The organism is Pseudomonas sp. MYb541 (assembly GCF_037479595.1).
Classification (GTDB): domain Bacteria; phylum Pseudomonadota; class Gammaproteobacteria; order Pseudomonadales; family Pseudomonadaceae; genus Aquipseudomonas; species Aquipseudomonas canadensis.
This window is the reverse complement of sequence record NZ_JBBGYS010000029.1, coordinates 65,659-88,476: the sequence shown is the minus strand read 5'-3', so window position 1 is coordinate 88,476 and position 22,818 is coordinate 65,659. Positions and strand designations below refer to the sequence as shown.

General features: G+C 61.5%; 22 protein-coding genes. 6 read left to right on the top strand and 16 right to left on the bottom strand.

The genetic code is table 11. The features are described from left to right. Nucleotides 1-93: 93 nt before the first annotated feature. From WH299_RS18595 to WH299_RS18560, 8 genes are all read right to left on the bottom strand, one after another. Nucleotides 94-1,269: an ABC transporter substrate-binding protein gene (locus tag WH299_RS18595; RefSeq protein WP_323623406.1), complete on the bottom strand. Its 1,176-nt coding sequence runs from the start codon at nucleotides 1,267-1,269 to the stop codon at nucleotides 94-96. Then, a complete protein-coding gene (locus tag WH299_RS18590; RefSeq protein ID WP_339550973.1) occupies nucleotides 1,266-2,240 on the bottom strand; it encodes a CobW family GTP-binding protein in 975 nt (324 codons plus the stop codon). The genes WH299_RS18595 and WH299_RS18590 overlap by 4 nt, the downstream gene beginning before the upstream one ends. A 49-nt stretch (nucleotides 2,241-2,289) precedes the next feature. Further along, the gene (locus WH299_RS18585; protein ID WP_028619002.1) at nucleotides 2,290-2,583 is read right to left on the bottom strand and encodes a hypothetical protein; all 294 of its coding nucleotides are present in this window, start codon (nucleotides 2,581-2,583) and stop codon (nucleotides 2,290-2,292) included. A 13-nt stretch (nucleotides 2,584-2,596) separates the two neighbouring features. Then, nucleotides 2,597-3,346, bottom strand: a complete 750-nt coding sequence (locus tag WH299_RS18580) for an SDR family NAD(P)-dependent oxidoreductase (RefSeq protein WP_095014844.1) — start codon at nucleotides 3,344-3,346, stop codon at nucleotides 2,597-2,599. Between the two features lie 136 nt (nucleotides 3,347-3,482). Continuing rightward, nucleotides 3,483-4,244 carry an SDR family NAD(P)-dependent oxidoreductase gene (locus tag WH299_RS18575; protein ID WP_339550972.1) on the bottom strand — a complete coding sequence of 254 codons (762 nt, stop codon included), beginning with the start codon at nucleotides 4,242-4,244 and terminating at the stop codon, nucleotides 3,483-3,485. Between the two features lie 10 nt (nucleotides 4,245-4,254). Then, the gene (locus WH299_RS18570) at nucleotides 4,255-5,595 is read right to left on the bottom strand and encodes an MFS transporter (RefSeq protein WP_122723949.1); all 1,341 of its coding nucleotides are present in this window, start codon (nucleotides 5,593-5,595) and stop codon (nucleotides 4,255-4,257) included. A 25-nt stretch (nucleotides 5,596-5,620) separates the two neighbouring features. After that, nucleotides 5,621-6,499: a polysaccharide deacetylase family protein gene (locus WH299_RS18565; protein WP_010212857.1), complete on the bottom strand. Its 879-nt coding sequence runs from the start codon at nucleotides 6,497-6,499 to the stop codon at nucleotides 5,621-5,623. Between the two features lie 11 nt (nucleotides 6,500-6,510). Continuing rightward, a complete protein-coding gene (locus tag WH299_RS18560) occupies nucleotides 6,511-7,833 on the bottom strand; it encodes an amidase (RefSeq protein ID WP_339550971.1) in 1,323 nt (440 codons plus the stop codon). A gap of 337 nt (nucleotides 7,834-8,170) precedes the next feature. Between WH299_RS18560 and WH299_RS18555 the strand changes: the two genes are divergently transcribed. From WH299_RS18555 to cmoB, 6 genes are all read left to right on the top strand, one after another. Then, complete coding sequence (locus WH299_RS18555) at nucleotides 8,171-9,160, top strand: GntR family transcriptional regulator (RefSeq protein ID WP_028618997.1); 990 nt, start codon at nucleotides 8,171-8,173, stop codon at nucleotides 9,158-9,160. 92 nt (nucleotides 9,161-9,252) lie between these two features. Then, nucleotides 9,253-11,676, top strand: coding sequence for an endopeptidase La (gene lon / locus WH299_RS18550; RefSeq protein ID WP_028618996.1), 2,424 nt, complete (start codon nucleotides 9,253-9,255; stop codon nucleotides 11,674-11,676). Between the two features lie 200 nt (nucleotides 11,677-11,876). Next, a complete protein-coding gene (locus WH299_RS18545) occupies nucleotides 11,877-12,266 on the top strand; it encodes a protease inhibitor I42 family protein (protein WP_068934720.1) in 390 nt (129 codons plus the stop codon). Between the two features lies 1 nt (nucleotide 12,267). After that, nucleotides 12,268-12,924: a lysoplasmalogenase gene (locus tag WH299_RS18540; protein WP_339550970.1), complete on the top strand. Its 657-nt coding sequence runs from the start codon at nucleotides 12,268-12,270 to the stop codon at nucleotides 12,922-12,924. A 36-nt stretch (nucleotides 12,925-12,960) separates the two neighbouring features. Further along, complete coding sequence (gene cmoA, locus WH299_RS18535) at nucleotides 12,961-13,704, top strand: carboxy-S-adenosyl-L-methionine synthase CmoA (RefSeq protein WP_122723941.1); 744 nt, start codon at nucleotides 12,961-12,963, stop codon at nucleotides 13,702-13,704. Beyond that, on the top strand, nucleotides 13,701-14,657 hold the full coding sequence (cmoB, locus tag WH299_RS18530) for a tRNA 5-methoxyuridine(34)/uridine 5-oxyacetic acid(34) synthase CmoB (protein WP_339550968.1): 957 nt from the start codon (nucleotides 13,701-13,703) through the stop codon (nucleotides 14,655-14,657). The genes cmoA and cmoB overlap by 4 nt, the downstream gene beginning before the upstream one ends. 3 nt (nucleotides 14,658-14,660) lie before the next feature. Here the strand turns inward: cmoB and tadA are convergent, their stop codons facing one another. From tadA to lepA, 8 genes are all read right to left on the bottom strand, one after another. Then, a complete protein-coding gene (gene tadA / locus WH299_RS18525; protein WP_033902446.1) occupies nucleotides 14,661-15,158 on the bottom strand; it encodes a tRNA adenosine(34) deaminase TadA in 498 nt (165 codons plus the stop codon). Beyond that, nucleotides 15,158-16,540: a multicopper oxidase family protein gene (locus WH299_RS18520; protein WP_339550966.1), complete on the bottom strand. Its 1,383-nt coding sequence runs from the start codon at nucleotides 16,538-16,540 to the stop codon at nucleotides 15,158-15,160. Before WH299_RS18520 ends, tadA begins: the two co-directional genes overlap by 1 nt. 132 nt (nucleotides 16,541-16,672) lie before the next feature. Continuing rightward, nucleotides 16,673-17,416, bottom strand: a complete 744-nt coding sequence (pdxJ, locus tag WH299_RS18515; RefSeq protein ID WP_122723937.1) for a pyridoxine 5'-phosphate synthase — start codon at nucleotides 17,414-17,416, stop codon at nucleotides 16,673-16,675. 51 nt (nucleotides 17,417-17,467) lie between these two features. Next, the gene (gene recO / locus WH299_RS18510; RefSeq protein WP_016978272.1) at nucleotides 17,468-18,157 is read right to left on the bottom strand and encodes a DNA repair protein RecO; all 690 of its coding nucleotides are present in this window, start codon (nucleotides 18,155-18,157) and stop codon (nucleotides 17,468-17,470) included. A gap of 162 nt (nucleotides 18,158-18,319) precedes the next feature. Then, nucleotides 18,320-19,222: a GTPase Era gene (era, locus tag WH299_RS18505; protein ID WP_028618988.1), complete on the bottom strand. Its 903-nt coding sequence runs from the start codon at nucleotides 19,220-19,222 to the stop codon at nucleotides 18,320-18,322. Further along, nucleotides 19,215-19,904 (bottom strand): ribonuclease III, encoded by a 690-nt coding sequence (rnc, locus tag WH299_RS18500; RefSeq protein ID WP_016978270.1) that lies wholly within the window; start codon nucleotides 19,902-19,904, stop codon nucleotides 19,215-19,217. The genes era and rnc overlap by 8 nt, the downstream gene beginning before the upstream one ends. Before the next feature lie 150 nt (nucleotides 19,905-20,054). Beyond that, nucleotides 20,055-20,909, bottom strand: a complete 855-nt coding sequence (lepB, locus tag WH299_RS18495; protein WP_028618987.1) for a signal peptidase I — start codon at nucleotides 20,907-20,909, stop codon at nucleotides 20,055-20,057. Between the two features lie 5 nt (nucleotides 20,910-20,914). Next, a complete protein-coding gene (gene lepA, locus WH299_RS18490; protein ID WP_028618986.1) occupies nucleotides 20,915-22,714 on the bottom strand; it encodes a translation elongation factor 4 in 1,800 nt (599 codons plus the stop codon). Nucleotides 22,715-22,818: the final 104 nt, after the last annotated feature.

Sequence of the window (22,818 nt, the reverse complement as noted above, 5' to 3'; positions counted from 1 at the left end):
CTGGGCCGGCTTCCGGCCTTTCCAAAAGTGAGCCGCCGTAAGGGCGGAACCCTAAGCAGCCGTTACCGCAGCAACGGATATGTACTCAATCAATCAAACACACCGAGCCCGCATAAAATCCCCCCACCTGCGCACCAAATAATTATGCTCATCCATCACCGAATTCCACACCGCAATATGCCCCATGCGCACCTCATAAGCCCCCCCATCCCGCACCTCACCCACATCAATCAAAGGCAACCCATCACTCCCCAGCAACTCCTCCCGAGCAGGCTTGCCGGCATACCAGTAATCCCACTCCGCACTGCTCAAGTGATCCCGACTACGCACCGGATTGCCAATGTAATACCCCTGGCGCGCCATCACCGCCCCAGGCCACCCCGACAACCACCAATTCAAATACGCATAAGCCGCATCCAGCACCGGCCCCTTGGCATGCCGCGATAACGACAATCCACCAAACCACGCGCGATACCCTTCACGCGGTACCGCCAGGCGGTATTTCACCCCGGCGCGATGCAGGCGCATCAAGGTCGGCGACCACAGGCTCTGGATATCGATGCTAGGGCTGAGCATCAATTGCGCCGCCTCTTCATCATCAGACCAGAACGCCGCAAAGTGCCCCTCCTTCTGCTTGCGCACCAGAATGTCAGCCAGCACGTCGATCTCTTCGATGCTCATATTGCCGATGTCCCTGAAACTGGCCAGCCCAGCGCCCTGCACCGCCAATGCAGCATCCAACGCACCAATCGCCGCGTCACTCTGCAAGGCCGTGCGCGCACGCCAGGCGGGGTCCAATAGCCAGCCCCAGCTTTCGTTACCGTGGCAAAAACCTTCGGGCAACCGTTCGGGCCGGTAGGCGAAACTGTCGGCGTTGTGGGTCAGGGGCAACATGCTGATGCGATCGGTGACCGTGCTGCCAAGGCTCCCATCGTGCTGCACGAACAACCGTTCGCTGGGCACACTGCCACTGCCCAGGCGGTCATCGGGCGACAGGCGCCCACGCTTGGGCAGGTCATTGATCTCGTGCCACAGCGCAATGCGCCGGGTGTCGATGGGCTGGATCGCCCGGGCCGGCCACACGAAGTCGACGTTGTGGAACCATTGGTCGTACAGGTCGTAGCTGTCGGGCTGCATCACCGCAATGCGCTGGGCCTGCTCGACATCGTGCACCTGGTAGACCAGGCGAATACCCAGTTCCTGCTCGGCGCGTACGCGCAGGCATTCAAGCAAGGTGACGGAGGTGCCGAGGACGCGCAGAGTAATCATGCCGCGAACCGCCGCGAGAACACTTCAAACGAGCGCCTTAACAACGCAGGGTCAAGCCCGCGCAGGATAAACACCAGGCGCGATTGCCGGTCGCTGCCCGGCCACGCAGGCAGGTGCACCGGCGCATGCAGGCAATGCTGCACACCATGAATGACGATGGGAGCGTTACTGGCGTTCACGTTGAGCAGCCCTTTGACACGGAGGATTCGTTCGCCGTGGCATCTTAACAGCATCGACAACCACACCCCGAAACCCACCCAGTCCAGGGGCTGGTCGAAAGTCAGGCTGCACACTTGGGCCGCGCCGTGGGTAGCGGTAGTAGTGCGATGCAGTTGCCAGCGACTGACTTCCACGGCGGGTTCGGCGCTGCGCAGACCTTCGCCGAGCAGCAGTTGATCGCCGCTGTGGATGTCGTGGGTATCGAGGATCGGCGTACCGGCATTCAGCGCCTGCAAGTGAGCGCGTAACGCCGTGCAATCGCCAGCCAAGTCGGTCTTGCTCAGCAGCAGGCGATCCGCTGCGGCCACCTGGGCCAGCCATTCCGGGTGCAGGCGTTCTTGCAGAGTGGCGTGGCTGGCGTCGACCAGGGTGATCACCAGGCCGATATGGAAGCGCCCGCGCAATTGCACGTCGTTGTTCAGGGTGGCAAGGATAGGCGCCGGGTCGGCCAGGCCGGTGGTCTCCAGGATCACCCGTTTGAAGGCCGGGATTTCACCGCGCTCGCGGCGTTGCAACAGGCCGAGCAGCGCGTCTTTCAACTCGCCGCGGATCGAGCAGCACACGCATCCGCTAGGCAGCAGCACGGTGTCCGGTGCTACCTCTTCCACCAGCAGATGGTCGATGCCGACATCACCGAATTCGTTGATCAGCAGCGCGGTGTCGCCCAGGCTTTCACCCTGCAGCAGGCGCTTGAGCAAGGTGGTCTTGCCGCTGCCAAGGAAGCCGGTGATCACATTCAGAGCCATGCTCATTGTTTACTACCTCAATGATGCCCCTGTAGGAGCCCGGCTTGCCGGGCTCCTACAAGTCCAAGTGATCCAGCAAGTGGGGGTCGAGGGGGTCCAGCGGACGGCCGAGCATGGTCTCGGCCGCCTGCCAGAGTTGATCCAGGCCGCTGGCCAGTGCCTGCTTACCGGTGGCGCCCAACAGCAGATAAGACGCACCCTGGAAGTCTTCGACCTTGAGCCGGAACACCGCCAGCACCTGATTGATAGCGGCGATTCGGCGCAGGCGTTCGCGGCGTCGGGGCAGTTCGTCGCCCAAAGGGTCGCTCCAGTGCAGGTCTTCGCCGAGCAATCCGCAGAGTCCGCACATGGCTATACCTCACTCATGGCATGACGTCGCCAGAGTTCGGGCCCAGGGTCTGGCCAACGAACAGGTTGCCACCGGGCTCGCTGGCCAGCAGCACCGCCGTTGGTGCAACTTCATCCGCCAGACCGAAGCGCCCCAAAGGCAATTCCTTGGCCTTGGCGCGTTTCCAGTCGTCGCTGATACCACCCACCAATGGCGTCTCGATCGGGCCTGGTGCGATGGCGTTGACCAGCACATTGTCCTTGGCCACTTCGAGGGCCAGGGACTTGGTGAAACCGATCACCCCGGCCTTGGCGGCGGCGTAATGGGTCAGCTCGGCGCCGCCCTTGATGCCCAGTTGCGAGGCGACGTTGATGATCCGCCCCCAACGCTGCGCGAGCATGTGCGGCAAGGCGCGCTGGCTGGCGACGAATACACTGGTGAGGTCGACACGCAGCATGTCGTTCCACATCTCGATGGACAGGTCGACGCAGCGCGCCTGGGTGAGCATGCCGGCGTTGTTGACCAGGATATCGATGCCGCCGAAGTGTTCGACGCAACGGTCGACACTGGCCTGCGCACCTTCGACGGTGCCGACGTCCGCCAAGCATTCGAACACCTCGGCACCGAGGTTGCGGCAGGTGATCGCTGTTTCCGCGAGGCTGGCGGCGTTACGGTCGGCCAGCACCAGGCGGGCGCCTTCAGCGGCGTAGGCACGGGCGATGGCGGCACCGATGCCGCTGCCGGCGCCGGTGATCACGGCGCGGCGATTAACGAGTTGAGACATACACACATCTCCTACAGAAAACACAGTTCCAATGTGGGAGGGGGCTTGCCCCCGATTGCAGAGTGTCAGCTACAGATAAGCTGGCTGACACACTGTCATCGGGGGCAAGCCCCCTCCCACATTTGGATCGAGTACATCAGTCCGGCCAGCGTACGGTCAGGCCACCGTCGATGACGATGCTTTGCCCGGTCAGGTAGCTCGACGCGTCACTGGTCAAAAACTGCACCAGCGACGCCACCTCATCCGCCCGCCCTACCCGGCCCAATGGAATCGCGCGCGCCGCTTTGGCCAGGCCTTCCGGCCCCAACGAGTTCTTCGCATCCAGCGACTGCGGCGTCTCGATCAACCCAGGGATCACCGCATTGCAACGAATGCCCTTGGCCGCCAACTCCACCGCCAGCGAACGGCACAACCCCGGCACGCCGGCCTTGGCCGCCGCGTAATGGCTGTGCTCCTGCCAGCCATACACGCCGCCGGCAATCGATGAAATCGCCACTAGCGCACCGCCTTCGCTCATGTGTCGGGTCGCCGCGCGGAACGTGCGCATCACCCCCGTGAGGTCGACATTAAGCATCTCGTCCCACAGCGCGTCGCTCATCTCCAGCAACGGTGCGCGGCGCAGCAGCCCGGCGTTGGCCACGGCGTAATCGAGTCGACCGAAATGCTGGATGGCTTGCGCCGCCAGCGCGTCCACCGAAGCGGTGTCACCCACGTCCAATGGCAACATCCGGCACTCGCCACCCGCCTCTTCCACCCGGCTGACGGTGGTCTGCGGGTCATGGGGATCGGCCGGGTAATACCCGCCCACCACCGCCACGCCATTACGGGCATAGGCCACGGCAAGGGCTTGGCCGATGCCGCTGGCAGCACCGGTAATCAAGGCAACTTTACGGCTCATCAAACACTCCTTACTGAACGGTTTCCGGACGCACATGGCGTGCGGCAAACATCAAGGCGCCGGACAGGAAGCACGGCAGCGCGCCGAACCACAGCGCGGCGGTCTGCCAGTCGCTGCCGGCGGACAACACCTGGGTCGCGCCAAAACCTGCGACCACCGCGCCGATCGGGCCCATGGCGTGGATGATTGCGCCACCGGTGGCGCGGATGCTGGTGGGGAAACTCTCACTGATAAAGAACAACGCCGCCGAGTAAGGCCCGATCAGGAAGAACAAGCCCAGGCTGTATAGCCCGACCACCATCGGCATATTGCTCGGGCCAAACAGCATCCCGGCGAACGACAGGCCGCCAAGCATCCAGCCCAGGCCGATCACGTTGCGACGGCCGATCTTGTCGCCCATCCAGCCGTGGCTGAGGTAACCGCAATAGCCCACCAGGTTCGACAGCACGAGGATGATCAGCGAGTTCTCGAACGAGATGTGGTGCACGCTGATGATCACCGAGGTACCGAGCACGCTGAACACCTGGATCGCCGCCCAGTTGAGCAACAGTGCCGCGCCGATCACTAATGTGGCGCGCCGCGCCGGGCCACGGAACGCAGCTTTAAGGCCGGCCTTGCTGTGTTCGTCGTAGTCCACGCCGTAGGTCATGGCGACGTTTTGCGCTTCTGTCACTGCACCGCTTTTACGCAATTGGCTGATGCGCTGGTGGATCTGGAACTGCGGGCTCTCCTTGAGCTTGCGCGCCATGATCGCGATGACGATGGCCGGGATCGCGGCGAAGATGAAGCAGCCCTGCCAGCCAATGATCGGCAGCAACAGCGCGGTCAAACCGGCGGCAATCAAAGCACCTACCGGCCAGCCGCCTTGCACCAGGCTGTAGATAAAACCACGGCGTTTGGTAAGACGCGGATCTTGCGAAGCGCCATACAACTCACTCAAGTAAGTGGCGTTGACGGTTTCTTCGGCATAACCCAAACCACCCAACGAACGGATCAGGATCAGCGGCGACTTGCCCCATGCGCCGCCAATCGCAGTCAGCGCCGAGCACAGCGCGGAACCTGCCACCGTGAAGATGATGCCGGTGCGGCGCCCCAATTTGTCCACCACCGGGCCAATGGCAAACGCCACCACTGCCGTGCCCACCGCCACCCACGTCGCGATTTCAGCTTGCTCCACTTCACCCCAGCCAAAATGCCGGCCGATCTCCGGCAGCAACGTGCCAAACAGAATGAAGTCATACACCGCAAACACCCAGGCGAAAAACGCGATCCAGGTGGCGAAACGCACCTCCTTGGAGCTCAGTTGCCGGGGTTTCCAGCCAGTCAGGTCAAGCTTGTTGTAGATGGACATGGGTCGCGCCTCGGGGATTAAGGAGTCAGGTACGGGGTTGGCGGCGGATGAAGTCGTCGGCGATTTCGTCGAAGGTGACGAAGCGCACGCCGGCATGGCTCTGGATGTGTTCGATCAGGCGCTCAAGCATCAGCAGCACTTGCGGGCGGCCGGAGACGTCGGGGTGGATGGTCATGGTGAACACCGCGTGTTCGTGTTCGCGGTAGACCCAGTCGAACTGGTCGCGCCACATTTCTTCGAGGTGACGCGGGTTGACGAAGCCGTGGCTGTTGGGGGCTTTCTTGATGAACATCATCGGCGGCAGGTCGTCCAGGTACCAGTTGGCCGGGATCTCCACCAGATCGGTTTCTTCGCCGCGCACCAGCGGTTTCATCCAGGTGTCGGGGTGCTGGCTGTAGTCGATCTTGGTCCAGCTGTCGCCCTTGCGCACGTAGTAGGGGTGGAAGTCGTTGTGCATCAGGCTGTGGTCGTACTTGATGCCTTTTTTCAGCAGCAGTTCGTTGGTGACCTTGCTGAATTCCCACCACGGCGCCACGTAACCCGTCGGGCGTTTGCCGGTGACCTGGGTGATCAGCTCGATGGATTTATCCAGGACGATTTCTTCCTGCTCGGCGGTCATGGCGATGGGGTTTTCGTGGCTGTAGCCGTGCACACCAATTTCGTGACCGGCGTCGGCCACGGCCTTCATCTGCTCGGGGAAGGTTTCCATCGAGTGGCCGGGGATAAACCAGGTGGTACGCAGGCCGTAGCGTTCAAACAACTTGAGCAGGCGCGGCGCGCCGACTTCACCGGCGAACAGGCCACGGGAGATATCGTCCGGCGAATCTTCGCCGCCATAGGAACCGAGCCAGCCGGCAACGGCGTCAACGTCGACGCCGAATGCACAGAGGATGTCTTTAGCCATGATGTGTCTCCTTAAATAGTGAGTACGGATTCGACGGACAACGCTGCGCGCAGCAGGCGAGCGTCTTCCCCCGTCGGGGCGCTGAGCAGCAGCCCGGTGGGCAGGCCCTGGGCATCGCGGCCGCTGGGCAGGGTCACGCCGGGCATGTCGAGCAAACTGCCGGGCATGGTCAGGCGCAGGGTGGCGAGGTTGGTTTTCACAAACAGGTCGTCGTCGGCTTCCAGCGGCGCCAACGCCGGGGCGACGTGGGCAACGGTCGGGGTGATCAGGAGGGCGCCGTCGAGGTCGTCGACCAGTTGCTGTTGCAGGCGGCGGCGGGCGTCGACCAGGTGCAGAAGCTGGCTGGCCGGCAGCGTGCGCGCGGCTTCGAGGCGGCGGCGTACACGCGGGTCGAGTTGTTCCGCGTCGGGGCTGTCGAGCAAGGCTTCGTGCAGGGCAAAGGCTTCGAAGGAACCGAGCCAGCCGTGGTGTTTGATCAGGTCCAGGGTGGCCTGGAAGGTCGGGCATTCACGCTCCTCGATCAGCGCGCCGTGGGCCTTGAGTTGCTCTGCGGCGCGCAGCAGGTTGTTGCGCACGGCGGGTTCGACGTCTTGTTGCGACAGCACAAAGCGCTGGCCCTTGAGGCTGCGAGCGGTGTGGGTTTGAATGCGGCCATGCAGCAGATCGTCGATGGCCAGGGCATCACGCACGCTGCGAGTCAGCGGGCCGAGGCTGTCGAGGGTGTGCGCCAGGGGGAACACGCCGTCGCGGCTGTAGCGTCGGCTGCTGCTGCGGTAACCCACCAGGCCGTTGAACGCCGATGGGATGCGGATCGAACCGGCGGTGTCGGTGCCCATGGCGATGGGCACGATTCCGGCGGCAACGGCCACGGCTGAACCGGACGACGAACCACCAGGAATGCGTGGTTGGTCAGTGCCAAGGGGATTGTGCGGCGTGCCGAAATGCGGGTTCAGGCCCAGGCCGGAATAGGCCAGCTCGCTGAGGTTGGTCTTGCCCACGCTGACCATCCCGGCGCGGCACAGCAGGCCCACGCTCGGTGCATCGAGCAACGCAGCGGGCGCGTTGCGGCGGTAAGCGGCGCCCGCAGTGGTGATGCTGCCGGCCACATCGAACAGATCCTTCCAGGCCAATGGCACGCCATCGAATCCGCTCAACGGCTGCCCGGCGCGCCAACGGGCGGCAGAGGCTTCGGCTTCGCGGCGCGCACGCTCGGCGGTCAGGTTGATAAAGACTGCCGGGGCCCGGCTCGCCTTTTCGAGTGCCTGCTCAAGGGCTTGCACAGGGTCGCTGCGACCGCTGGCGAAATCCTCAGCCATTGAAGTGGCGTCTGACATCAAGGTGCCCCTCACAAAATGTACTTATTAATAAAATGTACATTTTGAAGAGGCAGCTTTCGTGCCAGTCTTTCTCAGACAGCTTTTACGCAGTCGGAGGATTTTGCCCAGAGCTACGGGATAGATGGTGTTAAGCAGTCGGAAAAAATCTTGCAAGGCCGCAGGAAAGCGCCTTCAATGAAATAATGTATCTTTTATTAATAAATACATTTTGGTGCAGAAAAGTAACATTCCCCCATTCCGAGCCCCACAAAGGTGCCGCCGCTGTGGCGCAGGGTGACAGGCGCAACTTATGAGAGAATCCCCGGCCACCGTCCCACAAGCCCCAGAGAAAGCGATGAAAGCAGCGTCCGCCCCGGCCTCCCGTTACGCGATGATTCACCAGGTATTGCGTGATGCGATCGTCAACGGCACCGCGCGCCACGGCCTGGTCTTGTTGGAAGCGCCGTTGGCCGAATTGTTCGGCACCAGCCGTGTGCCGGTGCGCCGAGCCCTGGACCTGTTGCATGAGGAAGGGCTGATTTGCCGCTTCAACGGCCGGGGCTACCTGATCAACCCCGACGGCCTGGCGATGGAGCCGCTGCGCCTGCCCTTGAGCCATGCGCACTTGGGCCTCAACGGCGAAGATGAGTTGGTGGACACGCGGCCGCTGGGCGAGCGCATCGTCGAAGAGATCGGTGCGGCGCTGTCCACCTGCATCGCTTTCGGCCATTACCGCCTGGACGAACAGGCCGCCGCCGACCACTACGGCGTCAGCCGCGCGGTGGTGCGTGAAGCGCTGATGCGCCTGCGTGACCGAGGCCTAGTGGAAAAAGAGCCCTACTCCCAATGGCTGGCCGGCCCCTTGACCGCCCGTGAAGTCACCGAAGACTACGAGCTGCGCGCCTGCCTGGAGCCCGAAGCCTTGCGCCAAAGCGCCCCAAACCTCGACCGCCAATTGCTGGAAGCCATGTTGCAACGCGTGCTGGACGCTCAGGACAGCCCCCACTGCAGCCTGGAGGCCATCGAACAGATCGAGGAGGACTTGCACCAGCGCTGTCTCGCCGGCCTGCAGAACCGCAAGATCGCGGCGCTGATCCGCCAAGGACAAAGCCCTATGATCATCAGCCGGATTTTTTACCGTTTGCTGGGGATCGGCGCCGATCCGGCCATGCTGGCCGAACATCGCCTGATTCTGGAATTGCTGCTGCACGGCGCATTTGATGCGGCGGCGTTGAACCTGCGTGAGCATCTGCAACGCGCACGGCAGCGCATGCTGCAACGATTGAAAGTGTTGTCAGTGCTGCCAGAACAGCCATTGCCGAGCTACCTGCACAAGATCAGCTGAATTCATGCAATTTGTTGCTAACTTCACGCGACCATTGAAACCACCGCTACCCCGCCCCATCTAACCTGCATACTTCCTTATGCAGGTGCCCCATGAGCGACCAGCAAGAATTCCCTGATTACGACCTCAACGACTACGCCGACCCCGAAAACGCCGAACACGAAGCGTCATCCAATACCGGCCTGGCGCTGCCCGGGCAAAACCTGCCGGACAAGGTCTATATCATCCCGATCCACAACCGGCCCTTTTTCCCGGCGCAAGTGCTGCCGGTGATCGTCAATGAAGAGCCGTGGGCCGAGACCCTGGAGCTGGTGAGCAAATCCGACCACCACTCCCTGGCCCTGTTCTTCATGGAAACCCCGCCGGAAGACCCACGCCACTTCGATACCTCCGCCCTGCCGCTGTACGGCACCCTGGTGAAGGTGCACCACGCCAGCCGCGAAAACGGCAAGCTGCAATTCGTCGCCCAGGGCCTGACCCGCGTGCGCATCAAGACCTGGCTCAAGCACCACCGCCCACCGTACCTGGTGGAAGTCGAATACCCGCACCAGCCGAGCGAGCCGACCGACGAGGTCAAGGCCTACGGCATGGCGCTGATCAATGCGATCAAGGAACTGCTGCCACTCAACCCGCTGTACAGCGAAGAGTTGAAGAATTACCTCAACCGCTTCAGCCCCAACGACCCGTCGCCACTCACCGACTTCGCTGCCGCACTGACGTCGGCCACCGGTAACGAGTTGCAGGAAGTGCTGGACTGCGTGCCCATGCTCAAGCGCATGGAAAAAGTGCTGCCGATGCTGCGCAAAGAGGTCGAAGTCGCGCGCCTGCAAAAAGAACTGTCCGCCGAGGTGAACCGCAAGATCGGTGAGCACCAGCGCGAGTTCTTCCTCAAGGAACAGCTCAAGGTCATCCAACAGGAACTGGGCCTGACCAAGGACGATCGCAGCGCGGACGTCGAACAGTTCGAGCAACGCCTGGAAGGCAAAGTGCTGCCGCCCCAGGCGAAAAAACGCATCGATGAAGAACTGAACAAACTCTCGATCCTCGAAACCGGTTCGCCGGAATACGCGGTGACCCGCAATTACCTGGACTGGGCCACCTCGGTGCCGTGGGGCGTGTATGGCGAGGACAAACTCGACCTGAAACATGCGCGAAAAGTGCTGGATAAACACCACGCGGGCCTGGATGACATCAAGAGCCGCATCCTCGAATTCCTTGCGGTGGGCGCCTACAAAGGCGAAGTCGCCGGCTCCATCGTGCTGCTGGTCGGCCCGCCGGGCGTGGGCAAGACCAGCGTGGGTAAATCCATCGCCGAGTCCCTGGGCCGGCCGTTCTATCGCTTCAGTGTCGGCGGCATGCGCGACGAGGCCGAGATCAAAGGCCATCGCCGCACCTACATCGGCGCCCTGCCGGGCAAGCTGGTGCAGGCGCTCAAGGATGTTGAAGTGATGAACCCGGTGATCATGCTCGATGAGATCGACAAGATGGGCCAAAGCTTCCAGGGCGACCCGGCGTCGGCCTTGCTGGAAACCCTCGATCCGGAGCAGAACGTCGAATTCCTCGACCACTACCTGGACCTGCGCCTGGACCTGTCCAAAGTGCTGTTCGTGTGCACCGCCAACACCCTGGACTCCATCCCAGGTCCATTGTTGGACCGTATGGAAGTGATTCGCCTGTCGGGCTATATCACCGAAGAAAAAATCGCCATCGCCAAGCGCCACCTATGGCCGAAACAGCTGGAAAAAGCCGGCGTGTCGAAAAACAGCCTGACCATCAGCGACGGCGCGCTGCGTGCGTTGATCGACGGCTATGCGCGCGAGGCCGGCGTGCGTCAGTTGGAAAAACAACTGGGCAAACTGGTGCGCAAAGCCGTGGTCAAGTTGCTGGACGAGCCGGACTCGGTGATCAAGATCGGCAACAAGGATCTGGAGAGTTCCCTGGGCATCCCAGTGTTTCGCAATGAGCAAGTATTGTCCGGCACCGGTGTCATCACGGGGCTGGCCTGGACCAGCATGGGCGGCGCGACCTTGCCGATCGAGGCGACGCGTATCCACACGCTCAATCGCGGATTCAAACTCACCGGGCAGTTGGGTGAAGTGATGAAGGAGTCCGCGGAAATCGCCTACAGCTACATCAGCTCGAACCTGAAGTCGTTTGGCGGTGATGCGAAGTTCTTCGATGAGGCCTTCGTGCACTTGCATGTGCCGGAAGGTGCAACACCGAAAGACGGCCCGAGCGCCGGTGTGACCATGGCCAGTGCGTTGTTGTCCCTGGCGCGCAACCAACCGCCGAAGAAAGGCGTGGCAATGACCGGCGAGCTGACGTTGACCGGCCATGTGCTGCCGATTGGCGGCGTGCGCGAGAAGGTGATTGCGGCGCGGCGCCAGAAGATCCATGAGCTGATCCTGCCGGAGCCGAACCGTGGCAGCTATGAAGAGTTGCCGGAATACCTGAAAGAAGGCATGACAGTGCACTTTGCCAAGCGCTTTGCGGATGTGGCGAAAGTGCTCTTCTGAGAGTTATGTAGTGCCTGGTCTGGCCTCATCGCGGGCAAGCCCGGCTCCCACAGGGATCGGTGTTGTTGATGACAAATCGGTCAAATGTGGGAGCGGGCTTGCCCGCGATGGCGTCTGTCGCAACAACACAAATCCCTCTTGTCACACCTTGTCTCATCTTCGGTTATGCTCGCCCTTCGTCGTGAATCAACGGAGCCCCCATGACCGCTGCCCGCCTGCTTCTCCCCTTGAGCCTTGCCCTGCTGGCCGCGTGCGCCAGTGCACCGAAGCAAAATATCACCGTGGACAATCAGAGCGCCTGCCCGCTCCAGCTCAAAAGCGGACAAAACCTGATCCTCACCCTGCCAAGCAACCCCACCACCGGCTACCGTTGGGCCATCCAGGATTCCGCTGGCGGCGTGCTGCGCGCGTTGAGCCCTGAGGTCTACAGCAGCACGGAATCCGGCGTGATCGGTGGCGGCGGCCAGTCGACCTGGCGCTTCCAGGCTTTCGCCACCGGCCAGGGTCGTTTGCGCCTGACCTCCCAGCAACCCTGGGAACCGGAAGCCGAACCCGTCGAAACCTTTGACTGCGCCATCACGGTGAACTGATATGCCATGGCTGATTCTTGCGTTGATGGGCGCCGGCACCTTTATCTACGGCCTTGCCACCCATGCCACCTTGTTGTGCCTGCTGGTCAAACCGTTGCCGGTACTGGCACTGCTGGGCTGGCTGCATGACGCGCCGCCCACCGACTATCGACGCTGGATCAGCCTGGGGCTGATTTTTTCCCTGGTGGGCGATGTACTGCTGGCCTGGCCGGGCGACCTGTTCATCTTCGGCTTGGGTGCCTTCCTGTTTGCGCATTTGGCGTACCTCAAAGCCTATTTCAGTGACTGTCGCCGCTTGGCGCTGCTGCCGCTGGTATTGGCGCTGGGCGTGGGCGCGATCCTGCTGAGCATCCTGATCTCCCATGGCCTGGGTGACCTGCTGATTCCAGTGGTGGTTTATGCAACCGTGATCAGTGCCATGCTCTGGCGTGCGTTGGCGCGACTGGGCAGCGACGTGCCGAAACGCTCGGCATGGCTGGCGACGGCAGGTGCGGTGTCGTTTGTGTTTTCTGACACGCTGATTGGTATCAATCGGTTTGTGGTGGCGTTCGATGCAGCGCCTTATTTGCTGATCACCACGTATTGGCTGGGCCAGTGGGGCATCACTGCCTCGGCTTTCCATCAGACAACCCGCGCACATGAGGGCCAACTTGGCTAAAATGCCGGCCTTTCCCCAATCGTCGCCGGAACAACCGTGAGCAAAGAACCCGATCGCCTATTCGCCCAGCCCCTGCCCCAGGTGCCGGACTTCGCCTTTAACGAGGACGTGGTGCGGGTGTTCCCGGACATGATCAAGCGCTCGGTGCCCGGCTACCCGACCATCGTCGAGAACCTCGGCGTACTCGCCGCGCAGTTCGCCCAACCCAACAGCGTGCTGTATGACCTGGGATCCTCGCTTGGCGCGGTGACCCAGGCCCTGCGCCGCCATGTGCGCACCGACGGTTGCCGGGTGATCGCGGTGGATAACTCGGCTGCGATGGTCGAGCGTTGCCGTGAATACCTCAATGGCCAGGACTCGATGTTCCAGGAGCTGCTGCCGGTCGAGGTCATCGAGGGCGATATCCTCGCGCTGCAGTTCCAGCCGGCCTCGGTGGTGGCGTTGAACTTCACCCTGCAATTCATCGCACCCGATGAGCGCCTGGCGCTGCTCTCGCGCATCCGCCAATCATTGTTGCCGGGCGGTGCATTGATCCTTTCGGAAAAGCTGCGCTTCAATGATCCCGAAGAACACGCGCTGCTCACCGATCTGCACATCGCGTTCAAACGCGCCAACGGCTACAGCGAACTGGAAATCGCCCAGAAGCGCAGCGCCATCGAAAACGTCATGAAGCCCGACAGCCTCGAAGAACACCGCGAACGCCTGTTGGCGGCGGGGTTCTCGACAGTCGTGCCGTGGTTCCAGTGTCTTAACTTTGCCTCGTTGATTGCCTTGCCATGATTGATTTGTCCCCCCTCGCCCGCCATCTGGTCGGCACTCCTTTGGCCGTGTGGGCCCAGGGCCTGCAAGCGCAACTCGATAGCAAGATGGAAAAGGGTCATGGCGACCTGGAGCGCTGGCAAAGTGCGCTGGATGCACTGCCAAAAATCCAGCCCAGCGAAGTGGATTTGCTCAACGGCCTGACACTCGATACCGACTGCGACGAAGACACCCGCGTGCAGATGCATGCCGCGCTGATGGGCCTGAGCCCTTGGCGCAAAGGACCGTTTCACCTGTTCGGCGTGCATGTGGACACCGAATGGCGCTCGGACTGGAAGTGGTCCCGCGTGGCACCGCACCTGAACCTGAAGGGTAAGCGTATCCTCGACGTGGGCTGCGGCAACGGTTACTACATGTGGCGCATGCTCGGCGCCGGGGCCGACAGCGTGATTGGCGTTGATCCGAACTGGTTGTTCTTCTGTCAGTTCCAGGCGGTTCAGCGTTATCTGTCAGAACCCAAGGCTTGGCACCTGCCGTTCCCGTTCGAAGACCTGCCGTCGAATCTGGAAGGCTTCGACACAGTGTTTTCCATGGGAGTGTTTTATCACCGCCGTTCGCCTATCGAGCATTTGCTCGCGCTGAAAGACACCCTGGTCAAGGGCGGCGAACTGGTCTTGGAAACCCTGGTGGTCGAAGGCGATCAGCAACAAGTGCTGGTGCCGGAAGATCGCTACGCGCAGATGCGCAACGTGTGGTTCCTGCCGTCGGTGCCAGCGTTGATGCTGTGGCTGCGGCGTGCGGGGTTCAGTGATGTACGCTGTGTGGATGTGAGCGTCACCACCGTCGAGGAACAGCGTGGGACAGAGTGGATGAAGTACCAGTCGCTGAGTGATTTCCTTGATCCGGAAGATCACAGCAAAACCATCGAAGGGCTGCCGGCGCCGATGCGGGCAGTGATCATCGCCTGCAAATAAACCTCAAAGGGACGGCTTGGCTCTTCGCGCCTTGAAGAACTCGCTCAAGACCGTCCCGCATTCCTCGGCCAACACCCCTCCTTCAAACAGCACCTTATGATTGAGAAAGCCCTGGGTAAAAAACTGCCCCTGGCTTTGCACGATCCCCGCCTTGGGTTCCAGCGCGCCATACACCACCCGTGCAATCCGCGAATGCACGATCAGCCCCGCGCACATGCTGCACGGTTCCAGCGTCACATACAGCGTGCTGCCCACCAGGCGGTAATTGCTGATAGCTTGCGCGGCGGCGCGGATGGCGACCATTTCGGCATGGGCGCTTGGGTCGTTGCCGCTGATGGGGCAGTTGAAGCCACGGCCGATGATTTCACCGTCCTGCACCAACACAGCGCCTACGGGGACTTCACCCAATGCAGCGCCTTGGGCGGCAAGGGCCAGGGCTTCGCGCATGAAGTCCTGGTCGCGGCTGCGGTCGATGATCGCGGTGGGGCGAAACTGACGCATCACGCCACCTCGATGGCGGCCATCAGGCCGGTTTCCATATGGTCGATCACATGGCAGTGGAACATCCACACCCCAGGGTTATCTGCCACCAGCGCCACGCGGGCGCGCTCGTTTTTACCCAGCAGATAGGTGTCGGTGAAATACGGGATCACCTTGTGGCGGTTCGAGGCGATCACCTTGAAGCTCATGCCGTGCAGGTGGATCGGGTGCTGGTACTGGGTCATGTTCTTCAATTCAAAAATGTAACTCTTGCCCTTTTCCAGCTTGGCAATCGGGCGGTCGGCGCAGGTCTTGTCGGTGATGTCCCAGGCCTTGCCGTTGATCTGCCACAGGCTGGGTGGCTTGCCGTTGTCGGTATTGACCGAGACCGAACCCACCCACTCGAAATTGAAGTTGAGTTTCTCGGCATTGGCCAGGTCCGGCTCGGCAATCGGGTTGGCCGGCAGCGCTGGCGGCCATTCGGTCGGCGCGTCGGTGTTGGTCACCGAACGGAAGGTGCCCAGGCGCACCGGACCATTGCGGATCGACAGTTCTTCGCCGGCCGGCGGTGCCTTGATCGCCAGGCAGATGCGCATGCCCGGGCCCAGCCAGTATTCCTTGCCAAGCGGTCGCGGCTCAATGGGGTTACCGTCCAGCGCGTAGATCTGCGCTTCAACGTCGGGAATATTGATGCGATAGGTCAAGGTGTTGTCGAGGTTGAGCAGCCGCACGCGCGTAATCTGCCCGGCCGGCAGATCGATCACTGCCTGGGACACGCCGTTGATCGTCGACAGCCGCCCCGCGGTGCCGCCACGCGCCGCTTCACGGGGAATGCTGAAGGCCACGAAAGCGCCCTCTTCGTCCACGTGCCAGCTTTTCAGGCTTAGGGTGCGTTCATGTTTGAAACCGGTGGGTTCGCGTTCCTCGATGATCAGCGGGCCGACCAGGCCACGGCCCAGTTCTTCGCTGCTGTTCACGTGGGGGTGATACCAGTAGCTGCCGGCGTCGGGCACGCGGAATTTGTAATCGAAATATTCACCGGGCAGCACCGGCAATTGCGAGACGTAGGGTACGCCGTCCATTTCCAGTGGCAGGCGGATGCCATGCCAGTGAATGGTCGTGGCGACCGGCAGGTGGTTGATAAAACGCACCCGCAGCCAGTCGCCCTGGCGCACGCGCAACTCGGTGCCCGGCGCGGATGGGCCGAATGCCCAGGCTTCGGTCTTGTGCCCCGGTACCAGTTCCACGTCCAGCGGTGCGGCAATCAGTTCGTAATCGTGCCCGGCCTCGGCCTCGGCGACTTTCCCCAGCCAGTAGCGGTAGGCGCCACCGGCACCGGCACCCACTACGGCCAGGCCTGCAAGACCACCCAGGATTTGTCGACGGGAAAAGGATCGGGACACAACAACCTCACGTATCTGCCGCAGGCCCAGGGCCTGCAAAGGGCAGATACGATACACCTGCCCCGGCTAAACAGTAAGGCTTCGCATGTGGGAGGGGGCTTGCCCCCTCCCACATTGGGTCTTCATGCTTTTTTAGTGCTTGGCGGCGGCCAGGATCAGGGCTTTCATCTCGGCGACGGCGCCCTTGAAGCCGACGAACAGCGCATGAGCCACCAGCGCATGCCCGATGTTCAGCTCGTTGATGCCTTTGATCGCGGCCACGGCTTCGACGTTGTGATAGTGCAGGCCGTGGCCGGCGTTGACGATCAGGCCTTCCTTGAGGCCGCAGCTCACGCCGTCGATGATGCGCTGCAGTTCGTCGGCCACTTCGGTGGGTGTGATGGCATCGGCGTAACGGCCGGTGTGCAACTCGATGGCCGGTGCACCGACACGGCGTGAAGCTTCAATCTGGCGCTCGTCGGCGTCGATGAACAGTGAGACTTCACTGCCGATTTTCGACAGGCGCTCCACGGCAGCCTTGATCCGCGCTTCCTGGCCGGCCACGTCGAGGCCGCCTTCGGTGGTCAGTTCCTGGCGGGTTTCCGGCACCAGGCAGATGTGCGCCGGGCGGATGCGCTCGGCGAACTGCATCATTTCTTCGGTGACGCCCATTTCGAAGTTCATGCGGGTTTGCAGCACCTCCTTGAGCATCAGCACGTCACGCTCCTGAATGTGGCGGCGGTCTTCGCGCAGGTGCACGGTGATACCGTCGGCACCCGCTTCTTCGGCGTCCAGCGCGGCCTTGACCGGGTCAGGGTAACGGGTGCCCCGGGCCTGGCGCAGGGTAGCGACGTGGTCGATGTTGACGCCAAGAAGAATGCGATTGCTGGTGGTCACGGAAGCGCTCCTGAAAAGGGAAAGAAACGCTGCACAGCATACACGGGGTTGTCAGGGCTTTCGAAACAACTCGCGACTGACCAACGGCCGTCCGCCCAAGTGCACGGCCAGGGCCTGGCGCATCAGGCGCTTGGCGGCGGACAAGGCGCCGGGGGCGGTCCAGTCGGCTTCGCTCATGGCCAGCAATTCCGTGCCTTGAAACAGGCCGGGTTGCAGCAGGTAGACGCGTTCGAGACCGGCATCGACTTGCAGGCGGTACATGCCATCAGCGGCGATGGGGTCGCCGTGCAGGTCGTTGGCCAGTTCAAAGCCGTAACCCAGGTCATCGAGCAGGCGCCATTCGAAGGCGCGCAGCAGCGGCTCCAAGGGACGACCTTCGGCCAGGGCCAACAGTGTGGCGGCATAGTGATCGAAGACTGCCGGATGGGGGTCTTCGGCAGGGAGCAAGCGGATCAACAGTTCATTGAGGTAGAGACCGCTGAACAGCGCCTCGCCATTGAGCCAGGCAGAAGTGCCGACGCTTTCCATGCGACCGACATTTTTCAGCTCGCCCTTGCCGCGAAACTCCACATCCAGGGCCACGAAGGGCCGCGCCAACGTGCCCGCCTTGCCGCGCGCACTGCGCAAGACAGCGCGCAGGCGGCCTTGGGGCGTGAGGAAGTCCACCAGAGCGCTGGTCTCGCGGTAGGCGCGGCTGTGCAGGACGTAAGCGAGTTGGCTGGGGGGTGGGGATTGGGACATGGCTGCTCACTGCTGGAATGCACTGTTGAAAACTACACAAACCTAATGTGGGAGGGGGCTTGCCCCCGATGGCGGTGTGTCAGTCACTTGTTTTTCAACTGACCCACCGCTATCGGGGGCAAGCCCCCTCCCACATTTCAGCCCTGCGGTGTATTCAGGACCTTACAGGTCGCCGTAGCCCAGGGAGCGCAGTGCACGCTCATCATCGGACCAGCCGCCTTTAACCTTCACCCACAGGTTGAGCATGATCTTGGAGTCGAACAGCAATTCCATGTCCTTGCGCGCTTCGGTGCCGATGCGCTTGATGCGCTCGCCCTTGTCGCCAATGATGATTTTCTTCTGGCCGTCACGTTCAACGAGGATCAGCGCATGGATGTGCAAGGTCTTGCCCTGCTGCTTGAACTCTTCGATCTCAACGGTGATCTGGTACGGCAGCTCGGCGCCCATCTGGCGCATGATTTTCTCACGCACCAGTTCGGCGGCGAGGAAGCGGCTGCTGCGGTCGGTGATCTGGTCTTCCGGGAAGAAATGCTCGTTCTCCGGCAGGTGCTCGGCGATCACACGCTCCAGCGCCTCCAGGTTGTGACCGTGCTGGGCCGAGATCGGGATGATCTGCGCGTTCGGCAGTTGTTCCTGCAGCCAGCTCAGGTGCGGCATCAATTCGGCTTTGTCTTCGATACGGTCGGTCTTGTTCAGCGCGACGATCAGCGGGCCGGTGACGTACTGCACACGCTCCAAGACCATCTGGTCTTCGTCGGTCCACTTGGTGCGGTCGACCACGAAGATCACCACGTCGACGTCTTTCAACGCCGCCGAAGCGGTCTTGTTCATGTAGCGGTTCAGGGCTTTCTCGCCACCTTTGTGCATGCCTGGGGTGTCGACGTAGACCGCTTGCACGTTGCCTTCGGTCTTGATGCCCAGCATGTTGTGGCGGGTGGTCTGCGGCTTGCGCGAGGTGATCGCGAGCTTCTGGCCGAGGATGTGGTTCAGCAGCGTGGACTTGCCCACGTTCGGGCGGCCGACGATGGCAACATAGCCACAGCGTGTTGCGGTTGAATCAGTCATGGCCATTCTCCACGCCCAGGGCAATCAGTGCTGCAGCGGCCGCTACCTGTTCGGCAATACGACGGCTCACACCCTGACCTCGGCTTTTTTCGTTCAGTAAGGTGATTTCACATTCCACGAAGAACACGCGGCAATGCGGCTCACCCTGGATATCCACCACTTCGTAGCGTGGCAGTTCGCAACCGCGGGACTGCAGGAATTCCTGCAGGCGGGTCTTGGGGTCTTTGTTGGTGTCGACCAGCGTGAGGCTTTCGATCTCGGAGGTCAGCCACGCGGTGACGCGCTCCTTGGCCGCTTCCATGCCTGCATCGAGGTAGATGGCACCGATCAGCGCTTCGAGGGCGTCAGCCAGGATCGATTCACGGCGGAAACCACCACTCTTCAGTTCACCGGAGCCCAGGCGCAGGTACTCACCCAGGCCGAAACCACGGGCCAGCACGGCCAGGGTCTCGCCTTTCACCAGGCGGGCGCGCAAGCGCGACAACTGGCCTTCACGGGCTTGGGGGAAGCGCTCGAACAGGGCTTCACCGGCGACGAAATTGAGGATGGCATCACCGAGGAATTCCAGGCGCTCGTTATTGCGCCCTGCAAAGCTGCGGTGTGTGAGGGCAAGGACCATCAGTTCCTGGTCCTTGAAGGTGTAGCCGAGCTGGCGCTCGAGACGACTTAGAGAAACGCTCACGGTTTACCCATATCTGTTTGGTGGCACCGGCGGCCATCGACGATTGACGCAGTGTTCAAATTCAAATCCTGGTTGGTGCAGCATGAGGCAGGACAGATTTGTCCCCACCCCAGAAAAGCATTCGGCGCTGTGTTCACAGCGCCGCCTGTATTACTTGATCAGCCCGACCCGCGAGAAGTTCGGCAAGTGGCTGAGTTTGGGTTCCGGCCAGCTCATCCAGACCGCGAAGGCCTTGCCGACGATATTCTGGTCGGGAACCATGCCCAGCAGGTCCTTGGGAATGTTGGGGTCATCCCAGTACCGGCTGTCATTGGAGTTGTCGCGGTTGTCGCCCATCATGAAATAGTGCCCGGCCGGCACTGTCCACTGGCCGTCAGGCTGGGCACGGTAGCGGCTCATTTCCTTGCGGATTTCGTGCTCTACCGTACCGAGTTTTTCCTGGTACAGCTCGGCGCTGCCCAGGCTGTTCGGTTCGGAGCCGATCAGTTTCTCGGCCACCGACTCACCGTTGATAAGCAGGCGCTTGTCGCTGGTGTAGCGGATCACGTCGCCCGGCAGGCCGACCACGCGCTTGATGTAGTTGACGTTCGGGTCGCTCGGGTAGCGAAACACCATCACGTCGCCGCGCTGCGGATCACCGACTTCGATGACCTTCTTGTCGATCACCGGCAGGCGTATCCCGTAGGAAAACTTGTTCACCAGGATGAAGTCGCCCACGTCCAGGGTAGGTTTCATCGACCCCGAGGGGATCTGAAACGGCTCCACCAGGAACGAACGCAGCACCAGCACGATGAACAACACCGGGAAGAACGACTTGCCGTATTCAACCAGCAAAGGCTCTTTGTTCAGCTTCTCGATCACCACGCCATCGGGCTGGCTGACGCTGCCCTGATAGGACGCGATAGCCGCCCGCCGACGCGGGGCGAAGAACACCAGATCGAGCAACGCCAAGAGACCGCAAACGGCAACGGCGATGACCAGCAACAGCGGGAAATTTAGCGACATAGGACCTAACTATCCAACCTGAGCACCGCAAGGAAGGCTTCTTGTGGAACTTCCACGTTACCTACTTGCTTCATGCGTTTTTTACCGGCCTTTTGCTTCTCAAGCAGCTTGCGCTTACGGCTTACGTCACCGCCGTAGCATTTGGCCAGTACGTTCTTTCTGAGTGCCTTGACGGAGGTCCGCGCAATGATCTGCCCGCCAATGGCGGCCTGGATCGCGACGTCGAACATCTGGCGCGGAATCAGTTCTTTCATCTTCTCGGTCAACTGGCGACCTTTGTAGTGCGCGTTGTCCTTGTGCACGATCAGTGCCAGGGCATCGACCTTGTCGCCGTTGATCAGCACATCCAGTTTCACCAGATTAGCCGATTGGTAACGGTCGAAATGGTAATCCAGCGAAGCATAGCCGCGGCTGGTGGATTTGAGGCGGTCGAAGAAGTCCAATACCACTTCGTTCATCGGCATGTCGTAGGTCACTTGGACCTGGGTGCCGAGGAACAGCATGTCGCGCTGCACGCCACGCTTTTCAATACACAGGGTAATAACGTTGCCCAAGTGCTCCTGCGGAACCAGGATATTGGCCCGCACGATAGGCTCGCGCATGTCTTCGATCGCCGAGAGATCCGGGAGCTTGGACGGGTTGTCGACGTAAATCGTTTCACCGGTTTTCAGCAACAACTCAAAAATAACCGTTGGCGCGGTGGTGATCAGGTCCAGGTCGTACTCGCGTTCGAGGCGCTCCTGGATGATTTCCATGTGCAGCATGCCCAGGAAGCCACAGCGGAAGCCGAAGCCCAGGGCGTCGGAGCTTTCCGGGGTGTACTGCAACGACGAGTCGTTGAGGGTCAGCTTTTGCAGGGCCTCGCGGAAGTCTTCGAAGTCATCGGAGCTGACCGGGAACAGACCCGCGTAGACCTGCGGCTGGATGCGCTTGAAGCCTGGCAGCACGTCGACATCCGGCGTGGAGCTCAGGGTCAGGGTGTCACCCACCGGCGCGCCGTGGATGTCCTTGATACCGGCGATGATGAAACCTACTTCACCGGCTTTCAGATCAACGGTCGCGGTGTGCTTGGGGTTGAAGACACCGACGCTGTCCACCAGGTGGATCTTGCCGGTGGATTTGACCAGGATCTTGTCGCCCTTCTTCACACGGCCGTGGCGCACGCGTACCAGGGAGACAACGCCCAGGTAGTTGTCGAACCAGGAGTCGATGATCAACGCTTGCAGCGGATCTTCGTAGTTGCCGGTCGGGGCTGGAATGGTCTGCACCAGACGTTCGAGCACTTCGTCGACACCCAGGCCGGTCTTGGCGCTGCAGGTGACGGCGTCGGTGGCGTCGATGCCGATGATCTTCTCGATCTCTTCCTTGACGCGCTCAGGCTCGGCCTGAGGCAGGTCGATCTTGTTCAGCACGGGCATGACTTCCAGGCCCTGCTCGATCGCGGTGTAGCAGTTGGCAACCGACTGCGCTTCCACACCCTGCCCTGCGTCAACCACCAGCAAGGCACCTTCACAGGCCGCCAGGGACCGGCTGACTTCGTAGGTGAAGTCGACGTGGCCTGGGGTGTCAATGAAGTTCAGCTGGTAGGTGATGCCGTCTTTGGCTTTGTAATACAGCGTAACGCTGTGGGCCTTGATGGTGATCCCGCGCTCGCGTTCGAGGTCCATGGAGTCCAGTACCTGGGCTTCCATTTCACGCTCGGCAAGGCCGCCGCACATCTGGATGAATCGATCGGCCAGCGTCGACTTACCATGGTCAATGTGGGCGATGATGGAGAAATTGCGGATATGACTCAAATCACTCACGGATCAACACTCAAAAAGGCTGCAGGCAGATTGCCCGCTGAAAAATAGCCGGGAATTGTACCTGATGCTCAGGCCAGACGTCATCTTTGCTGACCAGAACAAAA